The sequence below is a fragment of the Bowdeniella massiliensis genome (genome assembly GCF_023634005.1).
GTDB classification, from domain to species: Bacteria; Actinomycetota; Actinomycetes; order Actinomycetales; family Actinomycetaceae; genus Bowdeniella; species Bowdeniella massiliensis.
In genome coordinates, this window is sequence record NZ_JALIQR010000002.1 from 152,611 (window position 1) to 166,896 (window position 14,286).

Genomic DNA, 14,286 nt, shown 5'->3' on the forward strand with positions numbered 1-14,286 from the left:
GGCATGCAACGCCGCGCGGTCATCATGACCGTGCTGGCAGTGCTGGTAGCCGTCACGCTGATCGGGCTGCCGCTTGCCATCATCGGTCCGCTAGCCGTCTACAACTCCGAGCAGTCGGCGCTGGAGTTGCGGGCGGCTTCGCTCATGCGCACCGTCGAACGCCGGATCGCGCATTCGGAGGACATTACCGACGGCCTGCTGCACCCGTGGGTGGGGCGCGAGGGGCAAAACCCGGCCTATATCGAGCTGCGGCTCGACGATGGGCGCGTGCTAGCCGCCGGGGACCCGATCGCCGGCAATGTGCTGCGCGCGACGCAGTCCTCGCCCTCGGGCGTCGACCTGCTCATGGAGGTCTCCACCGGGCGCGTCATCCTGCATTCGCTCTACGTCGAAGGCTTCATCCTGTTCGGGACCTCGATCGCCTTCCTCATCGCCGTCATGGTGGCGCGGCGGCAAGCCCGCAAGATCGCGGCGCCGCTCATCTACCTGGCGGCGAGCGCCGAACAGCTCGGCAGCGGCCAGGCGCGCCCGCGGCTGCGGCCGAGCGGCATTGAGGAGATCGACCTCATTCAGGCTGAGCTCGTGCGCACCGCCGAGCGGATGGCCGGCCGGCTCGCGGCCGAACGCCAATTCGCGGCCGACGCCTCCCACCAGCTGCGCACCCCGCTGACGGCGCTGTCGATGCGGCTGGAAGAAATCGAACTGCTCGCCACCGACGATGAGGTGCGCGAGGAGGCAGGCGTGTGCCTGGAACAGGTCGAACGCCTGACCGGCGTCGTCGAAGAACTGCTGAAGACCTCGCGCTCCTCTTCGGGCGGGACGACGGAGGCGATCTCGCTCGCGGACGTCTTCGACCAGCAGCGCGATGAATGGGAGCGGCCCTTTGCCAAGGCCGGCCGCGAGCTCGTCTTTACGCACGGCACTGATCGGCTGGCGCTCGCGACCCCCGGTTCGGTCGCCCAGGTGCTAGCAACCCTGCTCGAAAACTCGCTGAAGTACGGCGGTGGCACGACGACGGTGAGCTCGCGCGCGGCCTCGGGCAAGGGCGTCTTTATCGATGTGGCCGATGAGGGCGAAGGGGTCAGCGACGAACTCGCGCCCGATATCTTCTCCAAGCACGTCTCGGGCAAGGGCGGCACCGGTCTCGGGCTCGCGCTTGCTAAGGACCTGGCGTCATCCGATGGCGGGCGCCTCGAGCTTTCGCAGCGTCGGCCGCCCATCTTCACGCTGTTTCTTAACGGCGTACCGGCCTCGCTCAATCCTGATGCGGTACTGCCGCAGGGCTCGTTTGTTTCGGTGGGGCGTCGTCGGCGTCGCCGGTAAAAACCACGTAGCGGTAGCACACGTAGCGAAAAATCGTGCCAAGGCCGACGCCGATGATGTTGCCAGCGATGTTGTCGGCGAGCTGCGAGGTGTAGCCAAGGACGTAGCGTGAGGTCCACAGCGTCGCGGCGGCGACGAGGATGCCGCCCGCGTTAACGAGCAGGAACATCACGAGTTCGCGCCCGGGCGTGGAGCGTTTGGCGTCGGCGAAGGTCCAGTAGCGGTTGCCGACCCACGCGAAGAGGGTGGCGACGCAGGCGGACAGGATTTTAGCGGTGACGGGGTGCGGGCCAAGGACTTCGCCGGGGCCGTAGACGAGGAGGTTAAAGCCGCCCGCGTCGATAATGTAGGCGAGGCCGCCGATGGCGCCGAATTTTGCGAGTTCCACGAACCACTGACGCAAGGTCTGTCGCCGGCGCGGCCGGGCGGGGGTGGTGGAAGTCGGCACGAAGGCAGCCTAGCGCGGTATCTTACAAAGCGTGAAGTCCAATGTCGTCGCCGTGATCGGGGGCGGGCAACTCGCCCGCATGATGCAGCAGGCCGCCGGCCCGCTCGATGTGCGCCTGCGGGCGCTCGTCGAGGCCGCCGATGGCGCCACCGCGCAGGTGGTTCCGGAGTCCTTCGTCGGTGATCCGAGCGATGAGGAGGCCGTGCGCGCGCTGCTTGCGGCTGATGGGGCATCGCGCCTCGCGCTGACGTTCGAGCACGAGCATCAAGACACCGAGTTGCTGCAGCGCCTTGCCGCCGAGGGGGTTTCCGTCCAGCCACCGCCTAACGCGCTGCTGTACGCGCGCGACAAACTGAAGATGCGCGAGCGCCTGAGCGAGCTCGGGGCGCCTGTTCCGGATTGGGCGATCATCAGCTCGGCGAGCGATCTCGATCGATTCCTCGCGGACCACGGCGGCGAAGCCATCGTGAAGACCGCGCGCGGCGGATATGACGGCAAGGGCGTGCGCCTCGTGACCGACGCGGAGGACATCGCCGATTGGCTCGCGGGCGATATCGAGCTCATTGCCGAGGAGAAGGTCCCCTTCGATATGGAGGTCGCGGCCCTGCTCGCGCGCCGGCCATCGGGCGAGATGCGGCACTGGGAGCTGACGCAAACGATTCAGGAAGACGGCGTGTGCGCCGTCGCGATCGCGCCCGCGCCCGAGGTGAATGGCGAACTGAGAGCCGAAGCGCGCCGCATCGCCGAACTCATCGCCGAGGGGCTCGGCGTCACGGGTGTGCTTGCCGTCGAAATGTTCGTCACGGGCTCGCGCCTGCTCGTCAACGAGCTCGCCATGCGCCCGCATAATTCCGGCCACTGGACGATCGAGGGAGCGACGACGAGCCAGTTCGAACAGCACCTGCGCGCAGTGCTCGATTTGCCGCTCGGCGCCACCGACATGCGCGCCCCGCACGCCGTCATGACCAACGTGCTCGGCTCGGAGCTTTCCGACCCGGCCGAGGCCTACCCCGAGGTCATGGCGCGCTTCAGCGAGGTCAAGGTGCACCTGTACGGCAAGGGCGTGCGGCCCGGGCGCAAGCTCGGGCACGTCAGCGCCATCGGCGATGACCTTGCCGCCCTGACCGAGCGCACCGCAGCAGCCGCCGCCTTGCTGCGCGGCGAAAGGAGAGACAAATGAGCGTTGGCATCATCATGGGGTCCGATTCGGATTGGCCGACGATGAAGGACGCCGCCGATGTCCTGGCAGACTTCGGCATCGAGTATGAGGCGCGCGTCGTCTCGGCGCACCGCATGCCCGAGGACATGATCGCCTATGGCAAGCAGGCCGCCGAGCGTGGCCTGACGGTCATCATCGCGGGCGCCGGGGGAGCGGCCCACCTGCCGGGCATGATCGCCTCCGTCACGACGCTGCCGGTCATCGGAGTGCCGGTGCCGCTGAAATACCTGGACGGGATGGACTCCTTGCTGTCTATCGTCCAGATGCCGGGCGGCGTGCCCGTTGCCACCGTCTCGATCGGCGGCGCGAAGAACGCGGGCCTGCTCGCCGCGCGCATCATCGGTACCTTCGACGAGTCCGTCGCCCGCGCAATGGCCGATTACCAGGTCGGACTGCGGGAGGTAGCGATCGAGAAGGGCCGCAAACTTGACGAACATCATCAATCAAAAACGCACAATAACTAACAATCTAGTTGCGGGTGCGCTACGCTGAAGCTATGACAGTTCTCGTAGCAGGAGGCGCCGGCTACATCGGCGCACACGTCGTCGATCTTCTTCTCAAGCGCGGTGAAAACGTCGTCATCGTCGATGACTTTTCCACCTCCACCCGCGATCGGGTGGCCGACCTCGACTACGTCGAGATGGACCTGGCCGCAGGCGACGCGGAAGACCGCCTCGTCGACATCATGACCGAGCGCGGCGTCGATTCCGTCATCCACTTTGCCGCCCGCAAGCAGGTCGGCGAATCCGTGGAAAAGCCCGCGTGGTACTACCAGCAAAACGTCGGCGGCCTCGCCAACATGCTTGCCGCGATGGAGCGCGCGAAGGTCGACGTCATGATCTTTTCCTCCTCCGCGGCCGTCTACGGCATGCCCGAAGCCGAGATGGTCTCTGAGGACGTCACGTGCCGCCCGATCAACCCCTATGGCGAAACCAAGCTCATCGGCGAATGGATGATGGCCGACTGCGAGCGCGCCTGGGGCCTGAAGTGGGCGGGGCTGCGCTACTTCAACGTCGCGGGCGCCGGCAGCGAAAAGCTCGGCGACCCGGCGGTCTTGAACCTCATCCCGATGGTCTTCGAGCGGCTCGAGGCCGGCAAGACCCCGCTGATCTTCGGCGACGACTACCCGACGGAGGACGGTACCTGCATCCGCGACTACATCCACGTCGTGGACCTCGCCGATGCCCACATCACCGCGCTCGATGCCCTGCGCAGCGAGACCCCGCCCACCGAGCACGTCTTCAACGTCGGTACCGGCGAAGGCTCCTCGGTCGCCGAGGTCATTGAGATGGTCGGCGAGGTCACCGGACTGGACGCCACCCCCGAGATCAAGCCGCGCCGCGCCGGCGATCCGCCCAAGCTCATCGCCAAGGCCGACCGCATTCGCGAGCACCTCGGCTGGGCCGCAACCCACGATCTGAAGGACATGGTGGACTCGGCCTGGCAGGCATGGCGCGCCCAGCACTGACATAATCGGGGCGTGAAAAACTTCGATCTCGCCATCATCGGCACCGGCTCCGGAAACGCCCTCCCGCCCGAATTCGACGATCTCGAAATCGCGCTGATCGAAGAAGGCCGCTTCGGCGGCACCTGCCTGAACGTCGGGTGCATCCCGACGAAGATGTTCGTCTACCCGGCCGACGTCATCGCGAACGCGAAAGACGCCGCCCGGCTCGGCGTGAGCCTGTCCTACGAAGGAATCGATCTGCCTTCGCTGCAGGATCGCACCTTCACCCGGCGCATCGATGTGATCGCCGACGACGGGGAGCGCTTCCGCCGCGAGGACTGCCCGAACATCACCGTCTATGACTACCACGCGCGTTTCGTCGCGCCCAAGACGATCGAGGTCGGCGGTGAGCGCATCACCGCCGACCAGATCATCATCGCCGCCGGCTCCCGCCCCGCCATCCCGGATCTCGTCGCCGAATCGGGCGTGCGCTACCACACCAACGACACCATCATGCGGATCGACGAGGCCCCCGAGCACCTGCTGATCCTCGGCTCGGGCTATATCGCCTGCGAATTCGCGCACGTGTTTTCCTCCTTCGGTTCGGAGGTTTCGATCATTGGGCGCAGCGACGTCCTCATCAAACACCAGGACGCCGACATCGCCCGCCGCTTCACGCGTACCGTGCGCGAGCACTGGGACGTCCGCCTCGGCCAGCCCGTCACCGCTATCGAGTCCGAAGGCGATCTCGTCACCATCACGTTCGCCGACGGCTCCTCCGTCACCGGCGACATGCTGCTCGTTGCCACCGGTCGCGTCCCGAACGGCGACCGCATGAACCTCGCCGCCGCCGGCATCCAGGTCCACGACGATGGTCGCATCAAGGTCGACGAACACGGCCGCACGAGCGCGCAACACGTGTGGGCCCTTGGCGATGTCTCGAGCCCCTATCAGCTCAAACACGTCGCCAACCATGAGGCGAAGGTCGTCTTCCACAACGTCTTGAACCACAACTCGCTTCGCTCCTTCCGTCACGACGTCGTGCCCGCGGCAATCTTTACCCACCCCCAGGTCGCGACGGTGGGACTCACCGAGCAGCAGGCACTCGATCGCGGCTACGAGATCGCCGTCAACGTTCAAGATTTCGGGGGCACCGCCTACGGTTGGGCGCTCGAAGACAATATCGGGATCTGCAAGATCATCGCCGACAAGAAAACTGGCCTGGTCCTCGGCGCGCACATCCTCGGACACGAAGCCGCCATGCTCATCCAGGGCCTCATTCAGGCGATGGCGCTCGGCACCACGGCGCGCGAGATGGCCGAAGGCCAGCTGTGGATCCACCCGGCTCTGAATGAGGTCGTCGAAAACTGCCTCCTCGGGCTCGAGCTATAGCGATTCGGTAAGGATCATCAGCTCCTACCACATCCCCTGTCCCTACCCCGATCGGCTGATCTTGGTACCAGGGGGAAGGAACACCATCATGAGAGTTATCTGGCGAGGCCTTGCGGGCCTCACCATTGGCCAACCGGATTAATTCGTCGCACGACGCCAGGGGGGGGATCATGACGACGTCACGACGCCGTGAGCTCGATCATCGAGAACGTCGTCGGCGAGCGGGAAGACGTCTACGCGGAACTGAAAACAGCCGTCGAAGGCCATTCTCGCTAGCGACGAGGACGTCATGCGCGAACTCGTACCCGCGGTGGGCCCGATACTCGATCAGGCCGCTACCCAGCAGCTGAATGTGCGCTTCTAACTAGGCGGCGGGGAAAGCCCCGCTACTTGACAGCTAAGCCGCGAGGCTTACTCCCTAGAGCCCGAGCGAGCGCTGGACAGCCAGCAGCGCCTCGGCGCTCTTGTGCAGCAAGCGGTCCTCGCGTTCATCGAAGGGGAACTCAATCGTTCGTTCCACGCCGCGGCGGCCAACGACTGACGGTACCGAGAGCGCTACACCGGAGATCCCGCGATAGTTATCGAGCATCGTGGACACCGGCAGCACCGCGTGGTGGTCGCCGAGCAGCGCCTCCACGATCCGCGCGCCCGCGATCCCGATCGCGTAGTTCGTCGCGCCCTTGCCCTTAATGATGCGGTAGGCGGCGTCGGTCACCTCGTGCTCGAGCTCATCGAGGAGTTCCGGGGTGAACACCCGGCGTCCCTGCTCATCGGTCCAATCACGCAGCGGCGCCTGCCCAATCGTCGCCGAAGACCACAGCGCAAACTCGGTATCGCCATGCTCGCCGATCATCAGCGAGTGGACCGAGCGCGGTGAGATGCCGACCTTCCGCCCGACGAGCCAACGCAGGCGGGACGAATCGAGCACGGTACCCGAGGACATGACCCGGTTCGTGGGCAGCCCCGAGATCTGCAGCGCCGCCGTTGTGAGAATGTCGCACGGGTTCGTCACAAGAACGTAAATGGCATTCGGTGCCTGCTGCAGCAGCTGGGGGAGCAGACTCGACAGAATGTCGACGTTCGCGCCCGCCAGGTCGATGCGCGTCTGGCCGGGCTTTTGCCGCGCGCCGGCCGTAATGACGACGACGTCGGAATCGGCGACGCACTCGATATCGGAGCCGCCCGTGACGTGAGACGCCTGGAAGAATTGCGTGCCGTGCGCGAGATCCAGCACCTCGGCATCGACCTTTTCCGTATTGAGGTCATATAGCGCGATGGTGTTAGCCGAACCTCGAATCGCCGCGGCATAGGCGAGGGAGGAACCGACGGAGCCGGCACCGACGACAGCGAGCTTGGTCAGGGGCGAGAGCGTCATACCTCTATCTAACAGGCATCACCGCCCCGAATACTAGGACCGATGGCAGCTGCTGGTCGAATAGACTTGATACTCGATTCCCATGGTGACGAAGCTGCAAACTTTCTGGCGTTGGCTCATCGCAGATTTTGGCGATGTGGCCCCTCGAGCGCTGAAATACCAGATCTTTACCAAGCTGCTCATGGCAGCTTTCATCATCCCGCTCTACGGCCTTCTCGCCACCTACCTCGCCTCCGAAATGGGCGCTGTCACCAACGCGACGATCATGCAGTTCCTGTTGTCCTGGCGTGGCGCCGTCTTCGCCGCCCTCACCCTCGCGCTGCTGCTCGTCGGGTTCGTCATCGAAATGAACGGCTACATCGTGCTGAGCGCTCGGGCGCAGCACGGGCAAAGTGAAACCAGCTACCGACGGCTGCTGCGCTACGGCTTTTCGCGCTCGAAGAACCTGTGGGGACTCGGCGGCATCATCCTCATCTTCTATCTCGCCGTCATCATCCCGATCAGCGGAGTCGGCTTCAACCTAAGCTTCCTGCGCGGCATCAAACTCCCCAACTTCATTGCCTCCTTCATCGAGTTCAACACGTGGTACTCGCTCGCCTACTTCGGCGTCGTCGCCCTGTTCGCGATCGCGGGCGCGCTCTTCATCTTCACGCTGCACCTCATCGTGCTGTGCGACTTCAAAGCGGGCCGAGCGCTGAAAACGAGCGCACGCCTCGTGCGCGAGAATTGGCGAGGCGTCCTGCTGCACATTGGGCTGCGCCTCGCGCTATCTGCGGTCTTCGTCGCGATCACCGTTGGCCTGTGGTGGGGGGTTGTCGAAGCGCTACTCGATACCTACGGCGCCGATACCTGGCTGCCGCGAGTCTTCTTCTCCTTCCTGCTCCTCGTCCAATACCTCGCGACGTTCGTCTTCCTGCTGATCGAAATTCCCTACGTCGTCAACGTCGTGACCACGACGTTCTATACCGTCATCAAGCGCGACGACAGGCTCTGGCACTACGCCGAGAGCTACCCGCGCCTGCCCACCAAGCACCGTCAATCGATCATTGACCGCCTCGTGCGCCAGTGGCGCAAGATCGCCGTCGTCCTCGTGACCGCCATGACGGCGCTCGCGCTCGTCGCCGGAACCTTCTTCGAGGAAGTCTTCCGGCCGGATTACGACGTCAAGGTCGCAGCCCACCGTGCCGGCGGCTACGGGACGCCCGAGAACTCCCTGAGCGGGCTCGCCTACGCGATCGACGTCGGCGCGGCCTTCACCGAGATCGACGTGCAGCGCACCTCCGATGGCCATTACGTCTTGAACCACGACGAGTCCTTCTCGCGCGTGGCGCGCGATTCGCGAAGCGCCCGGGACATGACCCTCGCCGAGGTCCGCGCGCTCGATATCAGCCTGGATCGCGACGGCTCGGAACACCCTCCCACGCTGGAAGAATTCCTCCTCGCGGCCAAGGGCAAGATCAAGGTCATCATCGAGCTCAAGGGCAAAACCGCCGATACGACGATGGCCGACGACGTCGTCGCGATGGTGAAGAAGCTTGGCATGACGAACAACGTCATCATCATGGGCCTCGACTACGACCTCGTGCGTTACACCGAGACCACCTACCCCGAGATCGACACCGGCTACGTCTACTTCATTTCGATCGGCGACGTCACGCGCCTGACCGGGGATTACATCATCTTGGAGGAGGGCGAAGCGACCTCAGCGCGCCTGACCGCCCTGCAGATCGCCGGAAAAAAGACGATGGTGTGGACCGTCAATGACCGTAAGGGGATGGACAAACTCGCAACCGAGGATATCCAGGCGATTATCACTGACCTGCCGAAGGAAGCGATCGAGGAACTCGCGACGACGCGCGAGCTCACCGACACCGAGTGGTTCTACCGGATCTTCTTCGACCGCTAAAGCTCGAACGTCTCATCCTTGCGGATCGCCCGAACCAGATCCGGCAGCATGATGAGGGCGGTGCACACAATCGCGAGCCACCAGTAGCGCGGCGAGCGCGTGATGGCCACCGTCAGCAGAAAAATGAGGAAGGAGACGACGAGGAGATTCCTCACGTAGGTGCGCCACATGGTTAGCCCGCCGGCGCAATCGACATATCCGCCTCGGTGAGCGTCCCCTCGGTCATCTTGGCAAAGAATGCCGTCGCCCGCTCCGTATCGAGCTTGACCGCGGCCCCGATCTTGCCCGGCCGGAAGCTATAGGAAGCAATCGGCGGATGGCCGGTGACGCCGCTCTCGCCCGACGCAGACTTAAAGTACCAGGCGAGGTAGGCGAGGTCGATGATCCCCGTATCCGTATCCACCTTCAGGGCCCCCGTGCCGGCATTGACCGCCGACACCTGGGAGAACGGGTTGATGATGAACGACGGCGACGCCGCCTTTTTCACCACCGACGAGATGACCTGGCGCTGGCGATCCTGCCGCCCCATGTCACCGCGCGGATCGGAATAGCGCATCCGGGAAAACGCCAGCGCCGTCGCGCCGTCAGCCTCATGGCAACCGGCCTTCCACACGAGCTCCGACTTCGGATCATTAACGTCGTAATCGAGGCATAGATTGACGCCGCCGACGGCGTCGACGATTTGGCGCACGCCGCCCATCCCAATCTCCACGTAGTGATCGATCGTGATGCCGGTCAGGCCTTCGACGGTCTGCACGAGCAGGGGAGCGCCGCCGATCGCATAGGCCGCGTTGAGCTTATTGTTGCCGTGGCCCGGAATCCCGACGTAAGTATCGCGCGGCAGCGAGACGAGGGACGTCTGGCCGTTGGGGGCTCGGTTGAGCAGGATGATCGTATCGGTGCGCTGGCCCTGCGTGCCATCAGGAATCTCGCCGTCATCGCGCGAATCCGAACCCGCGAGCAGGTAGGTGGTTCCGGGCGTATCGCCGGCGCCCGAGAGCGCCTCGACCCGATCGAGCTTGGAATTCGCCCAGAATAACAGCCCGATCGGCCAGGCGAGCAGCAGCACGAGAATCAGTGCGGCGATCTTCTTGCCGCGGCCCTTTCGCCGGCGACGCGGTGGCCGCGCGACCGGCGGCGCCTCCTGGCGTGCAGGTGCCGGCTGACGTACGCCTTCACCGGTATGAACTGGCCGGCTTACTGCGGGACGCTCGACGGCAGGCCGCTCGGCGGCGGGGCGCCGAGGGGCCGCTGGGCGCTGCTTCGGCGGAAACTGCGGCGGCGCCTCGCTTGCGGGCTCCTCACGCCGCGAGTGAGCCGCGCTGCGTTCCGGCTGGATGGACTTGCGGACAGCTTCAAAGCGCGGGCGCGGCGCGGAACCGGAGTCGCCTACGCGCCGGGCGCCCTCGACCCCAGGAGCCTCGGAGCGTTTCTTTGGTTGAAACCGCGGAGGTAGGTCACTCATTGGGCTCTGCATTCGCTCGGGTACACCTGGGGAACTCGTCGTCTTGCTCGGCCGTGGTGCCGTGCTCCAGCGTGGGGCTCGGCGTCGGCGTTGGTGAGCTCGTCGTTGCTGACGCCGATGGGGTCGGGCTCGCAGTGTCGGGCGAGGCAGTCTCGCTCGGGCTGGGGCTCGCCGAGGCGGTGGCAGCTGAAGGATCATACGTGAGCGGACGATCCATGATGATGTTCGTCCAGATGCGTTCCGCGTCCTTGCCCATGTAGATCTCGCCGCCGGCCCAGTCGAAGGGCGCCGTCATGAACGTGATGTGAGCAGGATCGATGTTACGCACCGAGTACGCCAAGCCAGCCATGGTCGACAGCGATCCAATCTGCGGCCCCGTCGAGAGCGACTGCGTCGCAGCATCCAGGAACGTATAGAGCGAGGGCATGTTCGTCAGCAGATTGCGGCTGAGCGCTTCGCGGATGATCGCAGCGACGAGCTGCTGCTGACGGTCGATACGTCCGATGTCGGAGCCATCGCCCTGCGCATACCGGGAGCGAGCCGCGGCAAGGGCGTCGTGCCCGTCGAGGAGGCGGCAGCCCTTCTTGATGTGCAGATCGGCGCGACGATCATCGACGTCCTTCGGGAAGTACAGCGGCACGCCCCCCAGCGCATCCACCATCGTTTGGAAGCCCTGGAAATCGACGACGACGTAATCGTCGATGTAGATGCCGGTGAGAGATTCGACGGTCTTGATCGTGCAGGCCGCAGCCTCAGCGACGTTACCTTGCGCCCCGCCACGGGCAAAGGCCTCGTTGAATTTCGCCTTCCGCGTCGCTTTGGTCGTCGAACCATCTCGGAGGTTGCAGGATGGAATATCAATGCGTAGATCGCGTGGAATCGATACGGCATCGATCCGGGAACGGTCTGCAGCAATGTGGATCAGCATCGTGGCATCCGAGCGCATGCCTTCAATTTTGGCATCAGCGAAGTCGCCGTGGCGAACATCGGATCCCATGACGAGCAGGTTGATGGGATTTCCAGCGTTGGGGTCGATGGGCGGTTGCGACGTCTTGGTTGTCGGTCGATCACCGATGATCTGGTCAATGTTCTCAACGCTGACATTGCCCTGCAGTCTCATCCACGCCAGTCCAAAGGATGTGGCAAGGAATAACAGAACCCCGAGCACAGCGGCGACGGCGATATGCCATCGCGGATTCATGCCGCGGCTGGCGCGCGCTCGGCGCGCATGAGCCTTGCGGTGAGACAGTTGTCGAAGATTCTGCACGATAACCGATCATACGGCGTTGCCCTGGCAGAAACGAGGAAGCGCGCGAAAACCCACAAGAAACCATCTTTGAGGTTCATGGGGGATCAATCTCAAGTAGGAGGACACGTGACACACTAGTGCCGTGCTCTCACTTCTATCCGTCGCTGCCCTGGTGTTTATCCCGGGCACTCTTGTGCTCCGATGTGCACGAGTCCCATGGCAGTGGTCCGTTGGCTTAGCTCCCGGGGTGAGCCTGCTCATCGCGGAGGTAGGGGCCACGACGCTGTTTCTTATAGGCGCTTCCTACACTCCACGGGGAATGTTGCTCGCACTGATCGTCGCATGCCTCGCGGCGGCGGCCGTTGGGCGACTATGGAGACGGCCAGGATCGGACCCTGGCGTTCGCGCGCGTTGGCGCTGGCCGACCTATGTTGGCCTCGGTTGCGGATTCGCGCTCTTAAGTGCGCCGCTGATTGTGGGAATGGGACGAATCTCAACGCTCCTGCAGCAGTGGGACGGCGTCTTCCATCTGTCCGCGCTACGAGCAATCCGAGAACATGAGGTTGCGAGTTCGCTGTGGGCATTGGCGCCGCTATATCAAAGCGGATCCTCGCCTTCCTATTACCCCTCCGCTTTCCATGCCCTGATGGCACTCTCGCCGACCGATGGCGCCTCGACATTGAACGCGAGCATCTACCTCTTTGCGGTGGTGGTGTGGGGGTCCGGACTCGCAATGCTGGCGGCAACGATCGAGCAACGCTGGGGTACCGAACTCGCAATCCGGCATGGTTCACTACTGGGCTGGGTCGTGCCGGTAGCTGCGGCTTTTGTTTCCGTACCAGCCGTCCTTTTTCCGCTCTTGTCAGCGTTACCCTATGCCGTGTCTGTCGTTCTCCTTCCTGCCATCGTTGCGGGAGTGCTGTCCGGTCACCATCGAATTCTGGCGGCCGCGCTTCTTGCTGGTTTGGGCATGATCGTCACCCACCCCATTTCCGTCGCATCACTTGTATTGATCGTTGGTCCGGCCGCACTCGTCTGGTTTATTCCCCGATTCCAGCGGGGGTGGAGGGGAGAGACGACACGACGTGATCGGTTCCGAGCTGTATCCGTGATCGTCCTCGGAGCGGTCGGTGCATTGGCATATTGGAAGGTGACTTCAGCAGTGCGCGGTTTCGAACGGAAGACCGGGGCAAATCCATTTGGTGAGTTTTTCGGTGGCCTCATTGACCTGACGAGCCTTTGGCGAGCCAACGATTGGTACCTGGGCGGCATTGCGTTGGCTGTCCTTGCGATCAGTGGTGCGGTCGTGATGTGGCGAAGGCTTCCTCGCTGGTTTGCGGCGGGAGTCTCCGCTACTTGGGCGCTTTCGCTCCTCGTGCGCGCAGTTGCGCGCAGTGACGTGTGGTGGCTACAGCAGTTGGCATCACCGTGGTATTCGCAGGCGGCCCGCATTGCACCGATTAGCACTATCGTCATGAGTTTGTTGGCGGCGCTCGCGCTCGCCTACCTCCTGCGCAAGGCATCGACGATGACAGTGGTAGCCGCGGTGACCATCTTCGGATTGGTGACCGGAGGGTGGCGCACTATCCCTCGGACTGAATTGGTTCGAGCTGCTTATCAGCCGGGGAAAATTGCCTACGGAACGATGGTCGATAGTGATGACCTCGAGGTGCTCACGTGGCTGCGAGATAACGGCTTGCCATCCTCGGGGGCTCTGATTGGCGACCCGGCAAATGGTGCAGCTTTTGCGTATGGCTTCTCAAAAGTCGATTCCCGAGTCCGGCAATTAACGCTCGCGACCCTCCCGCCCTATGTGTGGTCGGCCGTCATGGGTTTGTCTGAGCGCACAGCGCAGCTCTGTTCCGAACTCCGGGCACACGGTGTGCGCTATATATATCTCGATTCAGCTACCGCGAAAGCCGGGGCAAAGGTGAGTGAGGATGCGCCGGGGATGTACGACGTCGATACGTCGGGCTGGACGCAGGTGATCTCGTCTGGTTCGGTCAGTGTGTGGGAGCTTCCGGATCAATGTCAGCGTCAGTGATCGGCTGGCGATGGGGGACAGACTCGTGCGGTTCCGGTGCCCGCGCAATAGCTAATTGGCGCGAGAGCTCCGTGATACGACGTTCCATGGCAGAGAAGCGCTTGAACGTCGTCGCAACGAAACTGAAAAACGCCACTACAAGGGCGTAGAGCAAGAGGTCTGCGCCACGACCAACCCCGACCAGTCGTGCGATTTGGCTAGCCGCGGAGGGGAAGATGATGAAATACACGGCGATTGCGGCAAACAGTGCCATGAGCATTCGCCTGATTGCTTGGTGCCGTGCGCCCGCGGACGAACGAGTCAGGATTACCCCTGCGATGACAATGCCAACGATGAGGAGTAGCTGGATCCAGAACCGATTTGATGCGGCGAAGGCAGTCAGAGAAAGCGGGGCGGCGACGGTATTCACGGTGATAGT

The 14,286-nt window shown here is 63.7% G+C and carries 14 protein-coding genes; 7 read left to right on the forward strand and 7 right to left on the reverse strand.

Annotation, left to right across the window (positions count from 1 at the left end):
* Positions 1–3: 3 nt before the first annotated feature.
* Positions 4–1,323 carry an ATP-binding protein gene (locus MUN85_RS02010; protein ID WP_092560883.1) on the forward strand — a complete coding sequence of 440 codons (1,320 nt, stop codon included), beginning with the start codon at positions 4–6 and terminating at the stop codon, positions 1,321–1,323.
* Here the strand turns inward: MUN85_RS02010 and MUN85_RS02015 are convergent.
* On the reverse strand, positions 1,256–1,771 hold the full coding sequence (locus MUN85_RS02015; protein ID WP_250505164.1) for a GtrA family protein: 516 nt from the start codon (positions 1,769–1,771) through the stop codon (positions 1,256–1,258). The genes MUN85_RS02010 and MUN85_RS02015 overlap by 68 nt on opposite strands.
* Positions 1,772–1,802: 31 nt before the next feature.
* Here MUN85_RS02015 and MUN85_RS02020 point away from each other — a divergent pair, with 31 nt between their 5' ends.
* The 4 genes from MUN85_RS02020 to MUN85_RS02035 are packed head-to-tail and all read left to right on the forward strand — an operon-like array spanning position 1,803 to position 5,829.
* The gene (locus MUN85_RS02020) at positions 1,803–2,951 is read left to right on the forward strand and encodes a 5-(carboxyamino)imidazole ribonucleotide synthase (RefSeq protein WP_250505165.1); all 1,149 of its coding nucleotides are present in this window, start codon (positions 1,803–1,805) and stop codon (positions 2,949–2,951) included.
* On the forward strand, positions 2,948–3,454 hold the full coding sequence (gene purE / locus MUN85_RS02025; RefSeq protein WP_250505166.1) for a 5-(carboxyamino)imidazole ribonucleotide mutase: 507 nt from the start codon (positions 2,948–2,950) through the stop codon (positions 3,452–3,454). Before MUN85_RS02020 ends, purE begins: the two co-directional genes overlap by 4 nt.
* A gap of 32 nt (positions 3,455–3,486) precedes the next feature.
* A complete protein-coding gene (gene galE, locus MUN85_RS02030; RefSeq protein WP_250505167.1) occupies positions 3,487–4,458 on the forward strand; it encodes a UDP-glucose 4-epimerase GalE in 972 nt (323 codons plus the stop codon).
* A 12-nt stretch (positions 4,459–4,470) separates the two neighbouring features.
* Positions 4,471–5,829 carry a mycothione reductase gene (locus tag MUN85_RS02035; RefSeq protein WP_250505168.1) on the forward strand — a complete coding sequence of 453 codons (1,359 nt, stop codon included), beginning with the start codon at positions 4,471–4,473 and terminating at the stop codon, positions 5,827–5,829.
* Between the two features lie 168 nt (positions 5,830–5,997).
* Here MUN85_RS02035 and MUN85_RS12630 read toward each other — a convergent pair whose 3' ends face one another.
* Both MUN85_RS12630 and MUN85_RS02040 read right to left on the reverse strand, forming a co-directional pair.
* Positions 5,998–6,120: a hypothetical protein gene (locus MUN85_RS12630; protein ID WP_284500815.1), complete on the reverse strand. Its 123-nt coding sequence runs from the start codon at positions 6,118–6,120 to the stop codon at positions 5,998–6,000.
* 127 nt (positions 6,121–6,247) lie between these two features.
* Entirely contained in the window at positions 6,248–7,204 is a 957-nt protein-coding gene (locus MUN85_RS02040) for an L-lactate dehydrogenase (protein WP_250505169.1), read from the reverse strand.
* Positions 7,205–7,286: 82 nt separating this feature from the next.
* Between MUN85_RS02040 and MUN85_RS02045 the strand changes: the two genes are divergently transcribed.
* Positions 7,287–9,110 carry a glycerophosphoryl diester phosphodiesterase membrane domain-containing protein gene (locus tag MUN85_RS02045; RefSeq protein WP_250505170.1) on the forward strand — a complete coding sequence of 608 codons (1,824 nt, stop codon included), beginning with the start codon at positions 7,287–7,289 and terminating at the stop codon, positions 9,108–9,110.
* On the opposite strand, the gene MUN85_RS02050 is transcribed toward MUN85_RS02045, so the two are convergent.
* From MUN85_RS02050 to MUN85_RS02060, 3 genes are read right to left on the reverse strand one after another with little or no spacing between them, the layout of a single operon-like run.
* Positions 9,107–9,265: a hypothetical protein gene (locus MUN85_RS02050; protein ID WP_176780637.1), complete on the reverse strand. Its 159-nt coding sequence runs from the start codon at positions 9,263–9,265 to the stop codon at positions 9,107–9,109. The genes MUN85_RS02045 and MUN85_RS02050 overlap by 4 nt on opposite strands.
* 17 nt (positions 9,266–9,282) lie before the next feature.
* A complete protein-coding gene (locus tag MUN85_RS02055; RefSeq protein WP_250505171.1) occupies positions 9,283–10,575 on the reverse strand; it encodes an LCP family protein in 1,293 nt (430 codons plus the stop codon).
* Positions 10,568–11,842, reverse strand: a complete 1,275-nt coding sequence (locus MUN85_RS02060; protein WP_250505172.1) for an LCP family protein — start codon at positions 11,840–11,842, stop codon at positions 10,568–10,570. The genes MUN85_RS02055 and MUN85_RS02060 overlap by 8 nt, the downstream gene beginning before the upstream one ends.
* Before the next feature lie 175 nt (positions 11,843–12,017).
* On the opposite strand from MUN85_RS02060, the gene MUN85_RS02065 reads away from it, so the two are divergent.
* The gene (locus tag MUN85_RS02065; RefSeq protein WP_348647930.1) at positions 12,018–13,868 is read left to right on the forward strand and encodes a DUF6541 family protein; all 1,851 of its coding nucleotides are present in this window, start codon (positions 12,018–12,020) and stop codon (positions 13,866–13,868) included.
* On the opposite strand, the gene MUN85_RS02070 is transcribed toward MUN85_RS02065, so the two are convergent.
* Positions 13,828–14,277, reverse strand: a complete 450-nt coding sequence (locus tag MUN85_RS02070) for a DUF2304 domain-containing protein (protein ID WP_250505174.1) — start codon at positions 14,275–14,277, stop codon at positions 13,828–13,830. The two genes, MUN85_RS02065 and MUN85_RS02070, sit on opposite strands and share 41 nt — an antisense overlap.
* Between the last annotated feature and the right edge of the window lie 9 nt (positions 14,278–14,286).

Bases quoted from the DNA above. Each gene is read 5' to 3' on its own strand.
- MUN85_RS02010 (WP_092560883.1), top strand. From the start codon at position 4: ATGCAACGCCGCGCGGTCATCATGACCGTGCTGGCAGTGCTGGTAGCC.
- purE (WP_250505166.1), top strand. From the start codon at position 2,948: ATGAGCGTTGGCATCATCATGGGGTCCGATTCGGATTGGCCGACGATG.
- galE (WP_250505167.1), top strand. From the start codon at position 3,487: ATGACAGTTCTCGTAGCAGGAGGCGCCGGCTACATCGGCGCACACGTC.
- MUN85_RS12630 (WP_284500815.1), bottom strand. From the start codon at position 6,120: ATGACGTCCTCGTCGCTAGCGAGAATGGCCTTCGACGGCTGTTTTCAG.
- MUN85_RS02040 (WP_250505169.1), bottom strand. From the start codon at position 7,204: ATGACGCTCTCGCCCCTGACCAAGCTCGCTGTCGTCGGTGCCGGCTCC.
- MUN85_RS02045 (WP_250505170.1), top strand. From the start codon at position 7,287: ATGGTGACGAAGCTGCAAACTTTCTGGCGTTGGCTCATCGCAGATTTT.
- MUN85_RS02055 (WP_250505171.1), bottom strand. From the start codon at position 10,575: ATGAGTGACCTACCTCCGCGGTTTCAACCAAAGAAACGCTCCGAGGCT.